Origin of the sequence: Stutzerimonas degradans (assembly GCF_024448505.1) — a bacterium.
In the GTDB taxonomy this organism is placed as follows: domain Bacteria; phylum Pseudomonadota; class Gammaproteobacteria; order Pseudomonadales; family Pseudomonadaceae; genus Stutzerimonas; species Stutzerimonas degradans.
Map to the genome: position 1 here is coordinate 145,844 of NZ_JAMOHV010000005.1, position 12,347 is coordinate 158,190.

A 12,347-nucleotide genomic window follows, 5' to 3' on the forward strand; every position below is an offset into this window, starting at 1 on the left:
TTACTGCGCGGCCAGCACGAGCGCGCCGGTCACCAGCAGGTTGAGCAGCGTCAGCGGCAGGCAAAACTTCCAGCCGAAAGCCATTACCTGGTCGTAGCGTGGCCGGGGCAGGGACGCTCGCAGCAGGATGAAGAGCATGATGAAGAAGCCGGTCTTGAGCGCGAACCAGAAGAACGACAGCCACGGCAGGGTATCGAGGAACGGACCGTGCCAGCCGCCGAAGAACAGCGTGGTCAGCAGCGCCGAGATGGTCACGATGCCGATGTACTCACCGACGAAGAACATGCCCCATTTCATGCCGGCATATTCGACGTGATAGCCGTCGGCCAATTCCTGCTCGGCTTCTGGCTGGTCGAACGGGTGACGGTGGGTGACCGCGACACCGGCGATGAAGAAGGTCGCGAAGCCGAGAATCTGCGGGATGACGAACCAGAGGTTCTGCTGCTGGTACTCGACGATGTCGCGCATGTTGAACGAGCCGACCTGGGCGACGATGCCCATCAGCGACAGGCCCAAGAACACTTCGTAGGACACCGTCTGTGCCGAAGCGCGCAGGGCGCCGAGCAGGGCGAACTTGTTGTTGCTGGCCCAGCCGGCGAACAGCACCGCATAGACGGTGAGGCCCGCCATCGCGAAGAAGAACAGCAGGCCGATGTTCAGGTCGGCCACACCCCAGGTTGGTGTCACTGGCACGATGGCGAAGGCGATCAGCAGCGAGCCCATCGCCACCACTGGCGCCAGGGTGAAGATCGGCTTGTCGACGAAGGGCGGTGTCCAGTCCTCCTTGAAGAACATCTTCAGCATGTCGGCGGCGAGCTGGAACAGGCCGTAGGGGCCGACCCGGTTCGGACCGTAGCGATCCTGCCAGAGACCGAGCAGACGGCGCTCGACGAAGCTCAGCAGCGCACCGGCCACCACCACCACCAGCATGATGACGAGGGACTTGAGCACCTGGATGATCACGTCGATGATTTCGGGAGTCAGCCAGCTCATTGCGCAGCCTCCTGCAGATTGCTGACGATCGCGCCCGCGAACGCTGCCGGCACGCCGGGCAGGCCGACCGGCAGCCCGACCAGCCCGACCGCCAGGTCTTCAACGATACGCAGCGGCAGGTGCAGCTCATGTCCGTTCACCAGCAGGGCCAAGCGCACACCGTCGTTGACGCCCAGACGTGCGGCTTCGGCTTCGTTCAGTGCCACATACGGTTGCGGAATACGCGTCTGGATCGGCGCGGCCAGTGACGAGGTTTCGTCGCTGCCGAACAGGTGATACAGCGGCACGGCCTGCCAATGCCCCGGTTGCGGAGCGAAGGCTGCGGTCGGCGCGAACCAGGGCAGCGTGGCGCCGCGCGATTCGAGCAGGCGTACGCCCGGATCGCCGGCGCGCAGATGGCCGCCGACCTCGTCCTGAAACTTGTTCCAGGCCTGCGGCGAGTTCCATCCCGGCGACCAGGCGAACGGGATTTGCTGACGTGCTTCGGCCGAGCCGGAATAGCCTTCCATGGAGAAGGCGAACGGCGAGTCGATGTCTTGTGGCTGGCGCGGCTCGTGCACGCTGATGTCGGCACGCATCGCCGTGCGACCGCTGTAGCGAAGGGGCTCGCGGGCCATTTTCAGACCCTTGATGCGAAATTCGGCCTTCGGCGCCGCATCACGAATCGCGGCCAGCAGTGGATGGCTGGAGGCACAGGCTTCGGTCGCCTGATCGAGGCGGGTCCAGTCCACCGGGCGATGCTCGCGGGTCGACTGCAGTGCATGCAGCCAGCGCCAGCCTTCGCGGATCAGGATGCTGCTGTCGTAGTAGCTCGGCTCGAACACCTGGAAGAAACGCTGGGCGCGGCCTTCCTGGCTGACCAGGGTGCCGTCGCCCTCGGCGAAACTGGCGACCGGGAGCAACAGATCGGCGCGCGCGGCGGTCTCGGTATGCTGGTGGTCGGCGACGATCAGCACGTGCGCGGCATCCAGCGCGGCGTCCACCTCGGCGCGTGCGGCGCGGCGGTACAGATCATTTTCCAGCACCAGCACGGCATCGGCCTGGCCACTACGAAGCGCCTGCAGCGCGGCGTCCACCGACTTGTCGGCGCGCTCGTCGGCCAGCAGCAGGGCCATGCCCAGGCTGTTGGCTTCGGCAGCCACCAGGCTGATCGAGGCGTTCTTCTCGCGGTTCTTCAGCGCCTGGGCGATGTTCGCTGCGGCCTTGAGCACGGCTTCGGAGCCGAGCGACGCGCCGGAGACGATCAGCGGGCGCTTGCCTGCGAGCAGGGCGTCGGCAATGCGTTGCGCCAGTTGCACCGCGTCGGCTTCCAGGCCGGTAACCGCTGGTGCGCTGGGGTCGATGGCGTGTGCGACGGCGAAGCCCAGTCGGGCCAGGTCGTCGGGCGCGGCCTGTACGCTTTCGGCCGCCACATCGTCCAGGCGGGTTTCGCTCACGCAGGCGATGAACAGCGGGCTCAGCGCGCGCTGGGCAACGTTCTGCACGGCGGCCTGATGCCACCCGGGAATCTTCGCCGCGGCGGCGATTTCGGTGGCCTTGCCCTTGACGGCTTGGCGCAGTGACAGCGCCAGACGCGGAGCAGTCTGGGTCAGGTCCTCGCCGAGGATGAAGACGGCGTCGTGTTCTTCGATCTCGCGCATCGACGGCGTTGGCAGCGGGCCGTTCTGCAACAGCTCACGGATCAGTTGCAGGTTGTGCAGTTCCTGGGCGGCGATGCCGGAATAGAAGTTGTCCGCGCCGACCAGTTCGCGTAGCGCATGGTTGCTTTCCAGGCTGGCGCGCGGCGAGCCGATGCCGATCAGCCGACGACCGGCAAGCAGCGCGGCGGCCTTGTCCAGTGCGGCGTCGACGCCCAGTTGGGCCTGTCCGGCGCGCAGCAGCGGCTGGCGCGGACGATCCTTGCGGTTCACGTAGCCGTAGCCGAAGCGGCCGCGATCGCAGAGGAAATAGTGGTTCACCGCACCGTTGAAGCGGTTCTCGATGCGGCGGATCTCGCCATAGCGCTCGCCGGGGCTGATGTTGCAACCGGCCGAGCACTGCTGGCAGATGCTCGGGGCGAACTGCATGTCCCACTTGCGGTTGTAGCGTTCGGAGTGGGTCTTGTCGGTGAACACGCCGGTCGGGCAGACCTCGACCAGGTTGCCGGAGAACTCGCTCTCGAGCACGCCGTCCTCGACGCGACCGAAATAGACGTTGTCATGCGCGCCGAACACGCCAAGGTCTTCACCGCCGGCATAGTCCTTGTAGTAGCGCACGCAGCGATAGCAGGCGATGCAACGATTCATCTCGTGGGCGATGAACGGGCCGAGTTCCTGGTTCTGGTGGGTGCGCTTGGTGAAGCGGTAGCGGCGCTTGTTATGGCCGGTCATCACCGTCATGTCTTGCAGATGGCAGTGACCGCCTTCCTCGCACACCGGGCAGTCGTGCGGGTGGTTAATCATCAGCCACTCCACCACGCTGGCGCGGAAGGCTTTGGCTTCCTCGTCGTCGATGGAGATCCAGGTCTTGTCGGTGGCCGGGGTCATGCAGGACATGACCAGGCGACCGCGGGTATCGTTTTCGTCGCTGTACTGCTTGACCGCGCATTGGCGGCAGGCACCGACGCTGCCCAGCGCCGGGTGCCAGCAGAAGTAGGGAATGTCGAGTCCGAGGGACAGACAGGCCTGCAACAGGTTGTCCGCACCGTCGACCTCGTAGGCTTTGCCGTCTACGTGGATCGTGGCCATTTCTAGGTCTTCTCATCCGCTTGCGCGGGTCAGGCTAATAGGAAATCTGCTTCTGAGGCGGAGCGCTGAGGCTGACGGGCTGAATGCGCCTCGCGTCGAGCCTTTCGCGCTCTGCGTCGTTCAATTCTCTATGCCGGCTGCATAGGCGCCTTCGCCTCTTGCGCGACGCCTGCCTCGAACTCATGTCGGAAATATTTCACCGCGCTGCCTAACGGCTCCACCGCGCCCGGCGCGTGGGCGCAGAAGGTGCGGCCCGGTCCGAGGAAGTCGACCAGTTGCAGCAGCGTATCGATGTCCTGGCGGCTCCCCTGACCGCGTTCGAGCGCACGCAGGATCTTCACGCTCCACGGAAGGCCGTCGCGGCATGGCGTGCACCAGCCGCAAGATTCGCGGGCGAAGAACTCTTCCATGTTGCGCAGCAGCGAGACCATGTTGATGGTGTCGTCCACCGCCAGCGCCAGCCCGGTGCCCATCCGCGTACCGACCTTGGCGATGCCGCCGGCATACATCTGCGCCTCGAGATGCTCGGGCAGCAGGAAGCCGGTGCCTGCGCCGCCGGGCTGCCAGCACTTGAGGCGGTAGCCGTCGCGCATGCCGCCGGCGTAGTCCTCGAACAGCTCGCGGGCGCTGATGCCAAAGGGCAGCTCCCAGATGCCGGGGTGCTTGACCTTGCCGGAGAAGCCCATGAGCTTGCTGCCCATGTCTTCGCTGCCCGGCCGCGCCAGGCCTTTATACCAGTCCACGCCGTTGCCGATGATCGCCGGCACGTTGCACAGCGTTTCGACGTTGTTCACGCAGGTCGGCTTGCCCCAGACGCCGACGGCGGCAGGGAAGGGCGGTTTGGCGCGCGGGTTGGCGCGGCGGCCTTCGAGGGAGTTGATCAATGCGGTTTCTTCACCGCAGATGTAGCGTCCGGCACCGGTGTGTACGAACAGCTCGAAATCGAAGCCGGAACCGAGGATGTTCTTGCCGAGCAGGCCGGCGGCCTTGGCTTCCTCGATGGCGCGGTTGAGGTTGTGCGCCGCATCGACGTATTCGCCGCGCAGGAAGATGTAACCGCGATAGGCCTTGAGCGCCCGGGCGCTGATCAGCATGCCCTCGACCAGAAGGTGCGGCAGCTGCTCCATGAGCAAGCGGTCCTTCCAGGTATTGGGTTCCATCTCGTCGGCATTGCACAGCAGGTAGCGGATGTTCTGCGCTTCGTCTGCTGGCATCAGGCCCCACTTGACGCCGGTGGGGAAGCCGGCGCCGCCGCGACCCTTGAGTCCGGAATCCTTTACCGTCTGCACGATGTCGACCTGGGCCATTTCGGCCAGCGCCTTGCGCGCGGCAGCGTAGCCGTTTTTCTGCTGGTATTCGTCGAGCCAGACCGGCTGACCGTCGTCGCGCAGGCGCCAGGTCAGCGGGTGGGTTTCCTCGTTGCGCGCCACGCGGTTGGCCGGGCCGAGGGAGGCGAGCATTTTCGTCGTGCTGCGCGTCATGGGTAGGCCTCCAGCAGGGCGGCGACGCCTTCGCTGCGTACATCGCCGAAGGTGTCATCGTCGATCATCAGTGCCGGGGCCTTGTCGCAGTTGCCCAGACAGCACACCGGAATGAGGGTAAAGCGGCCGTCGGCGGTGGTCTGACCCGGTGCGATGCCCAGCTGATGCTGCAGTGCCTCGAGGATCGATTCGTGGCCGCCGATGAAGCAGGTCATGCTGTCGCAGACGCGGATGATGTGGCGACCCACCGGTTGGCGGAAGATCTGGCTGTAGAAGGTCGCCACGCCCTCGACATCGCTGGCGGGAATGCCGAGCAGCTCGCCGATCGCATCGGCGGCACCGTCCGGCACCCAGCCGCGGGCCTTCTGCACGATCTTCAGGGCTTCGATGGAAGCCGCGCGCGGGTCTTCGTAGTGGTGCATCTCATGCTCGATGGCCGAGCGTTCGGCTGCGCTGAGGGCGAAACGGTCAGTCTGGATAAGCGTGCTCATATCAGCGGTCCACGTCGGCCATGACGAAATCGATACTGCCCAGATAGGCGATGAGGTCCGCGACCATGCTGCCGCGGATCACGGCCGGGATCTGCTGCAGGTGCGGGAAGCTCGGCGTGCGAATGCGCGTGCGATAGCTCATGGTGCTGCCGTCGCTGGTCAAGTAATAGCTGTTGATGCCCTTGGTCGCCTCGATCATCTGGAAGCTCTCGTTGGCCGGCATCACCGGCCCCCACGATACCTGCAGGAAGTGCGTGATCATGGTTTCGATGTGCTGCAGCGTGCGTTCCTTCGGCGGCGGCGTAGTCAGCGGGTGATCGGCTTTGTAAGGACCTTCGGGCATGTGTTTCAGGCACTGCTCGATGATGCGCAGGCTTTCGCGCATCTCGCCCATCTTCACCAGGCAGCGGTCGTAGGCATCGCCATTAACCGCCAGCGGAACCTCGAACTCGAAATGCTGGTAGCCCGAGTAGGGGCGTGCCTTGCGGATGTCGAAGTCGCAGCCGGTAGCGCGCAGGCCAGCACCGGTGGTGCCCCACTCCAGAGCCTCCTTGGTGTTGTAGGCAGCCACGCCCTTGGTGCGACCGATCAGAATGCTGTTTTTCAGCGCGGCCTTCTCATACTCGGCCAAGCGCTTGGGCATCCAGTCGAGGAACTCGCGGACCAGCTTGTCCCAACCGCGCGGCAAGTCATGCGCCACACCGCCGATGCGGTACCAGGCCGGGTGCATACGGAAACCGGTGATCGCCTCGATCACCTGGTAGGCGCGCTGGCGGTCGGTGAAGGTAAAGAACACCGGCGTCATGGCGCCAACGTCCTGAATATAGGTGCCCAGGTACAGCAGATGGTTCTGGATGCGGAAGAACTCCGCCATCATCACGCGAATGAAGTCGACGCGGTCCGGCACCTTGATGCCGGCGAGTTTCTCCACCGCCAGCACGTAGGGCAGGTTGTTCATCACCCCGCCGAGGTAGTCGATACGGTCCGTATAGGGAATGAAGCTGTGCCAGCTCTGGCGCTCGGCCATCTTCTCGGCGCCGCGATGGTGATAACCGATCTCCGGTACGCAATCGATGATTTCCTCGCCATCGAGTTGCAGGATGATGCGGAAAGCGCCGTGCGCCGAGGGGTGGTTCGGGCCGAGGTTGAGGAACATGTAGTCCTCATGAGGGCCGCTGCGCTTCATGCCCCAGTCCTCGGGCTTGAAGCGCAGGGCCTCCTGCTCCAAGTCCTGCTTGGCGGCGGTTAGGCTGTAGGGATCGAACTCGGTCGCGCGTGCCGGGTAGTCCTTGCGCAGCGGATGCCCTTCCCAGGTCGGCGGCATGAGCATGCGCGCAAGACGAGGATGTCCGGTGAAGTCGATGCCATACATGTCCCAGACTTCGCGCTCGTACCAGTTGGCGTTCGGCCAGACACCGGTAGCAGTCGGCAGGCTGAGATCCTTCTCCGACAGTGCGACCTTGATCATCACGTCGCTGTTACGCTCCAGCGACATCAGATGATAGAAGACGCTGAAGTCCGCGGCGGGCAGACCCTGGCGCTGGGTGCGCAGGCGCTCGTCGACACCGTGCAGGTCGTAGAGCATTACGTAGGGTTTGCGTACCTGGCGCAGGAAGCTCAGGACCTCGATCAGGCGCTCGCGTGGCACCCAGAGGACCGGCATGCCAGTGCGGGTGGGCTGCGCGGTAAAGAGGTCGGCGCCAAAGCGCGCATTCAGTTCGACGACGATATCCTGGTCGTCAGCCTTGTAGGGCGGGATGTACAGAGCGCTGTCTGCAGTCATGATCTCGGTCGCTTTCGGTCAACGTTGGGGTGCGAGCAGACCTTCCCGCGAGGGAAGGCGGAAGCTGGATCACACGTCGTCGGGGCTGCGCAGGTTGGTTACCTGGATACGCTGTTCGCGTCGCTGTTCTTTCTGCGAAGGCATTTCGGCACGGTAGATGCCTTGGTCGCCAACGACCCAGGACAGCGGGCGGCGCTCCTTGCCTATGGAGTCCTGCAGCAGTTGCAAGCCTTGCAGGAATGCCTCAGGACGGGGCGGGCAGCCGGGTATGTAGACGTCGACGGGGAGGAACTTGTCGACCCCCTGAACGACCGAGTAGATGTCGTACATACCACCGGAATTGGCGCACGAGCCCATCGAGATGACCCACTTGGGCTCGAGCATTTGTTCGTAGAGACGCTGGATGATCGGCGCCATCTTGATGAAGCAGGTGCCGGCGATGACCATGAAATCGGCCTGACGCGGTGATGCTCGAATCACTTCGGCACCAAATCGGGCGATGTCATGCGGAGCGGTGAAGGCAGTCGTCATCTCCACGTAGCAGCAGGACAGACCGAAGTTATATGGCCAAAGGGAGTTCTTGCGTCCCCAGTTGACCGCATTGCTCAGTACGTCTTCCAGCTTGCCCATGTAGATGTTGCGATGGACTTGTCCTTCTAGTGGGTCGGCAACAGTCTCCTGCTGACCGATCGGATAGCGGTCATTGACCGCATCCGGATCGATCCGGGTAAGTTTGTATTGCATGTGAAGAGCCTCATTGTTTTAGCTTCGCCTGTCGCTCGCGACGGCTCGCAGGTGCCCAATCGAGCGCCCCGACCCGCCAAAGGTAGACAAGACCTGCCAACAGAATTGCTATGAATACGGTAGCTTCAATGAGGCCCGCCCAGCCGCTTTCGCGCACTGATACGGCCCAGGCAAAGAGATAAAGGGCTTCAACGTCGAAGATCACGAAGAGCATCGCGACCAGATAGAATTTTGCGGAGAGTCGCAGGCGGGCGCTGCCAGTGGGGACGATGCCGGATTCGAAGGGTTCGTTCTTGGCACGGCCCCAGGCTTTGCTGCCCAGCAGGCTGGAGGCGCCGAGCATGAAAGCGCAAAGGGCGATGACACCAAGAAGAAATACTGCGAAGCCCCAATTGTGGGACAGAGCTACATCAGGCATGCCGGGCCCCTTTAACGGAACGGCTTGAATAAGTCCAGCTTGCGACAGCGACCATGCGTCGCAACTCCTAATGGCCGGGCATTCTATGCGTCTGCAAAAATTAAGTACATGTTTCTGTATGAAACTTATTGAGGTTTTCTCTAGCTTTAATTGATTTCATCAATGCTCGCAGCGTAGTTCGACATCATCCGCACCAGGCCGTCTGGGGTGCGTGCCAGCTTCGAATTACGATGGTGGTCGGCGCGAGAAAAAGCCCCGTCGCTACTTCTTGCTGCGACTTCGCCGATCACGAGAATCGCAGGGCTCTTCAGCTTGAAGGTCAAGGCGTCGCGGTACATGTCGGCGAGGCTGGAGCGGCATTCGAGCTGCTGCGGCAATGAGGCGTTCTCGATCATCGCCACTGGCGTCGAAGCGGCAAGACCACCTTCCAGCAGCCCGGCCTGCACCTGCTCCAGCTTGCTCACACCCATGTACACCACCAGCGTGGTGCCGCTTTTGGCCAGCGCCTGCCATTCCGGACTGCTGTCGTCGAGCGTGTGCGCTGTTACCAGGGTGACGCCGCGGGCGACGCCGCGCTGGGTCAGCGAGATACCGCATTGCGTGGCGCCGGCCAGGCCGGCGGTGATGCCGTTGACCAGCTCGACCTCGATGCCGCGTGCCGACAGCCATTCGGCTTCTTCGCCACCGCGGCCGAAGATGCACGGATCGCCACCCTTGAGGCGCACCACGCACTTGCCCTGGCGGGCGTAACGCAGCATCAGACGGTGGATGAAGGCTTGCGGTGTGGAGCGGCAGCCGCCGCGCTTGCCCACCGGGATGATGCGAGCGTTCGGGCAGTGTTCGAGCACGGCGGGGTTGACCAGATCGTCGATCATCACCACCTGTGCCTCGCCCAGCGCGCGCACGGCCTTGAGGGTCAGCAGTTCCGGGTCGCCGGGGCCGGCGCCTACCAGCCAGACTTTTGCGCTCATGGGGTAATCCTCGTCTTGGTTGGTATCAGAGAAGTGCGCGTTCCGGCTGGCTGGCCAGCAGACGCTTAATTTCGGGTACGCAGGAGCCACAGCTGGTGCCGCAGCCGAGCTCCTGCTTGAGGCCGGTCAGATCGAGACCGCGCTCGATGCCTGCACGGACCTTGCTCTGGCTGACGTTCATGCAGTTGCACAGAATACGGTCGGTGCTGATGGTCGCGCCGCCAGGTGGCGCGCTGAGTGGCGCCAGCAGCCAGCGGCGCAGTTCGGCGTCCGCACTGCCGCTTTCCCAGAGCCCGCGCAGCCACTGCCGGGCGACGGTTTCGCCGGCCAGGCGCAGGGCGACGATGCGGCCGTCCTCGATGCGTACGCGCTTGCCGACAGCACGGCGGGGATCGTCATAGGCCAGCATCGGACCTTCATCGAGGCCGAGCAGGTGGTCGATGGTATCCAGCTCGACGGCCGTTGGCGCCGCATCTCGGGCGCCGCGGATCAGCAGCGCCGAGCGCTCGCGACCGCCGAGGCTGAAGCTGGCGTAGTCGAAGGTTTCGAACAATGGCCGCAACGCCTCGAAGCGTCGCTGCACATCGCCCTCAACCAGCGCGAAGAACTGCCAGGGCAATTCGGCTTGTTCCACTTCAATGCCGGCGTGCTTGAGTTCGGGCTGCTTCGACAAAGGGTCGACGCTGGCCAGGGTAAGCACGTTGCAGCCCAGCCCCTTGAGGAATCGATCACCCCAGTGCATCGGCAGGAAGGCCTGGCCGGCGCGCAGGCTTTCATCCTTCTGCACCGGCAGGATCAGGCTGCCGCGCCGGCTCTTCACCTGTACCAGCTGGCCGTCCAGCAGACGTCGGCGACGCATATCCTCGGCGTTCATGCCGAGTAGAGCTTCCTCGACATGGCCGAACAGCCGCGCCGCGGTGCCGGTGCGGCTCATGCCGTGCCACTGGTCGCGCAGCCGGCCGGTATTGAGGGTTAGCGGGTAGCGCGCCTCGCGCTTTTCCTTCGGCGCCTGGTAGTGCTCGGCGATAAAGCGCGCACGACCAGTGGCAGTGGGAAACACACCGTCACCATACAGCCGCGCGGTGCCCTGTTGGCTGCCCGGCGGGAATGGCCACTGCTGCGGACCGAGCGTGTCGATCAGTGCGTAGCTCAGGCCGCTGTAGTCCAGATCGCGGGCGGCGGTGAGCGGCTTGTACTCCTCGAACAGCGCCTCGGCATTCTCGAACGCGAACAGGCTCGGCTCGCCGGGGCGCAGGCGACGTTCCAGCCGTCGGGCGAAATCGCAGGTGATCGCCCAGTCCGCGCGCGCTTCGCCGGGCGCCGGCACGGCGCGACGCACATGGCTGATGCGGCGCTCGGAGTTGGTCACCGTGCCTTCCTTCTCGCCCCAGCTCGCGGCCGGCAGCAGCAGGTCGGCGTGGCGGCAGGTTTCGGTGGTGAAGAAGGCTTCCTGCACCACGACGAAGGGACAGGCGGCCAGAGCCTCATGGACTTTCTGTTGGTCCGGCAGTGACTGCGCCGGGTTGGTGCAAGCGATCCACAGCGCCTTGATCTTGCCGGCGCGCACCGCCTCGAACAGCTCGATAGCGGACAGTCCAGGCTGTTTCGGCAGCTGCTCGACACCCCAGTAGCCCGCCACTTCAGCGCGGTGTTCGGCATTGGCCGCGTCGCGGTGGCCGGGCAGCAGGTTGGACAGGCTGCCGGTTTCGCGTCCGCCCATGGCGTTCGGTTGGCCGGTGAGCGAGAAAGGGCCGGCACCCGGCTTGCCGATCTGTCCGGTGGCCAGGTGCAGGTTGATCAGCGCGCTGTTCTTGGCGCTGCCGGCGGTTGACTGATTCAGCCCCATGCACCACAGGGAGAGGAAGGCTGGTGCGCTTCCAATCAGCCGCGCGCAGGTTTGCAGATAATCTACCGGGATGCCGCAGAGGTCGGCGACCATCGCCGGAGTGTAGTCGCGCACCAGGCTTTTCAGCGCATCGAAGCCTTCGGTATGGGCATCGATGAAGCGGCGGTCGATCCAGCCTTCCCACATGAGGATATGCAGCAGGCCGTGGAACAGCGCGACATCGGTGCCGGGCAGGATCGGCAGGTGCAGATCGGCCAGCTCGCTGGTGTCGGTGCGCCGCGGGTCGACGACGATGAGGGTCATCTCCGGTCGCTTCGCCTTGGCTTCTTCCAGACGGCGGAACAACACCGGATGCGCATAGGCCATGTTGCTCCCGGCGATCAGCAGGCAGTCGGCCAGCTCGATGTCCTCGTACGAGCAGGGTGGGGCGTCGGCGCCCAGGCTGCGCTTGTAGCCGACCACCGCCGAGGACATGCACAGCCGCGAGTTGGAATCCAGGTTGTTGGTGCCGACCAGGGCGCGGGCCAGTTTGTTGAAGGCGTAGTAGTCCTCGGTCAGCAGCTGGCCGGAGACATAGAAGGCGACGCTGTCCGGCCCGTGTTCGCGGATGGTCTCGGCGAAAACGTTGGCCGCGTGCTCCAGCGCGCTGTCCCAGTCGGTGCGGCTGCGGGCCAGGCCCTTGCCCAGACGCAGCTCAGGGTAGAGCGCGCGGGCCCCCAGGTCGCCGGTCAGGTGCAGGGTCGAGCCCTTGCTGCACAGCTTGCCAAGGTTGGCCGGATGGCTGGGGTCGCCAGCCACGTCGAGGATGCGCTCGCCGTCGTGCTCGATCAGCACGCCACAGCCGACTCCGCAGTAGCAGCAGGTCGAGGCGGTTGTCATACGCATGGCGTGGTC

At 64.4% G+C, this 12,347-nt stretch carries 8 protein-coding genes and 1 pseudogene; all 9 read right to left on the reverse strand.

Annotated features, from left to right (window positions below; translation table 11 throughout):
- The 9 genes and pseudogenes from nuoH to NAV27_RS09400 all read right to left on the reverse strand — a co-directional run bounded on the left by nuoH (position 1) and on the right by NAV27_RS09400 (position 12,338).
- Positions 1-993: an NADH-quinone oxidoreductase subunit NuoH gene (nuoH, locus tag NAV27_RS09360; protein ID WP_008570156.1), complete on the reverse strand. Its 993-nt coding sequence runs from the start codon at positions 991-993 to the stop codon at positions 1-3.
- The gene (nuoG, locus tag NAV27_RS09365; RefSeq protein ID WP_102829247.1) at positions 990-3,719 is read right to left on the reverse strand and encodes an NADH-quinone oxidoreductase subunit NuoG; all 2,730 of its coding nucleotides are present in this window, start codon (positions 3,717-3,719) and stop codon (positions 990-992) included. Before nuoG ends, nuoH begins: the two co-directional genes overlap by 4 nt.
- A gap of 128 nt (positions 3,720-3,847) precedes the next feature.
- A complete protein-coding gene (gene nuoF / locus NAV27_RS09370; RefSeq protein ID WP_102829246.1) occupies positions 3,848-5,200 on the reverse strand; it encodes an NADH-quinone oxidoreductase subunit NuoF in 1,353 nt (450 codons plus the stop codon).
- Positions 5,197-5,691, reverse strand: a complete 495-nt coding sequence (nuoE, locus tag NAV27_RS09375) for an NADH-quinone oxidoreductase subunit NuoE (protein ID WP_102829245.1) — start codon at positions 5,689-5,691, stop codon at positions 5,197-5,199. The genes nuoF and nuoE overlap by 4 nt, the downstream gene beginning before the upstream one ends.
- A gap of 1 nt (position 5,692) precedes the next feature.
- Positions 5,693-7,474: an NADH-quinone oxidoreductase subunit C/D gene (nuoC, locus tag NAV27_RS09380; protein WP_102829244.1), complete on the reverse strand. Its 1,782-nt coding sequence runs from the start codon at positions 7,472-7,474 to the stop codon at positions 5,693-5,695.
- Positions 7,475-7,543: 69 nt separating this feature from the next.
- The gene (locus tag NAV27_RS09385) at positions 7,544-8,218 is read right to left on the reverse strand and encodes a NuoB/complex I 20 kDa subunit family protein (protein WP_008570150.1); all 675 of its coding nucleotides are present in this window, start codon (positions 8,216-8,218) and stop codon (positions 7,544-7,546) included.
- A 10-nt stretch (positions 8,219-8,228) separates the two neighbouring features.
- Positions 8,229-8,636: an NADH-quinone oxidoreductase subunit A gene (locus tag NAV27_RS09390; protein WP_003289584.1), complete on the reverse strand. Its 408-nt coding sequence runs from the start codon at positions 8,634-8,636 to the stop codon at positions 8,229-8,231.
- Between the two features lie 242 nt (positions 8,637-8,878).
- A pseudogene (gene cobA / locus NAV27_RS09395) lies at positions 8,879-9,607 on the reverse strand (uroporphyrinogen-III C-methyltransferase); the annotation flags it as partial.
- A 25-nt stretch (positions 9,608-9,632) separates the two neighbouring features.
- Positions 9,633-12,338 carry a nitrate reductase gene (locus NAV27_RS09400; protein ID WP_102829243.1) on the reverse strand — a complete coding sequence of 902 codons (2,706 nt, stop codon included), beginning with the start codon at positions 12,336-12,338 and terminating at the stop codon, positions 9,633-9,635.
- Between the last annotated feature and the right edge of the window lie 9 nt (positions 12,339-12,347).

Bases quoted from the DNA above. Each gene is read 5' to 3' on its own strand.
- nuoH (WP_008570156.1), bottom strand. From the start codon at position 993: ATGAGCTGGCTGACTCCCGAAATCATCGACGTGATCATCCAGGTGCTC.
- nuoG (WP_102829247.1), bottom strand. From the start codon at position 3,719: ATGGCCACGATCCACGTAGACGGCAAAGCCTACGAGGTCGACGGTGCG.
- nuoF (WP_102829246.1), bottom strand. From the start codon at position 5,200: ATGACGCGCAGCACGACGAAAATGCTCGCCTCCCTCGGCCCGGCCAAC.
- nuoE (WP_102829245.1), bottom strand. From the start codon at position 5,691: ATGAGCACGCTTATCCAGACTGACCGTTTCGCCCTCAGCGCAGCCGAA.
- nuoC (WP_102829244.1), bottom strand. From the start codon at position 7,474: ATGACTGCAGACAGCGCTCTGTACATCCCGCCCTACAAGGCTGACGAC.
- NAV27_RS09385 (WP_008570150.1), bottom strand. From the start codon at position 8,218: ATGCAATACAAACTTACCCGGATCGATCCGGATGCGGTCAATGACCGC.
- NAV27_RS09390 (WP_003289584.1), bottom strand. From the start codon at position 8,636: ATGCCTGATGTAGCTCTGTCCCACAATTGGGGCTTCGCAGTATTTCTT.
- NAV27_RS09400 (WP_102829243.1), bottom strand. From the start codon at position 12,338: ATGCGTATGACAACCGCCTCGACCTGCTGCTACTGCGGAGTCGGCTGT.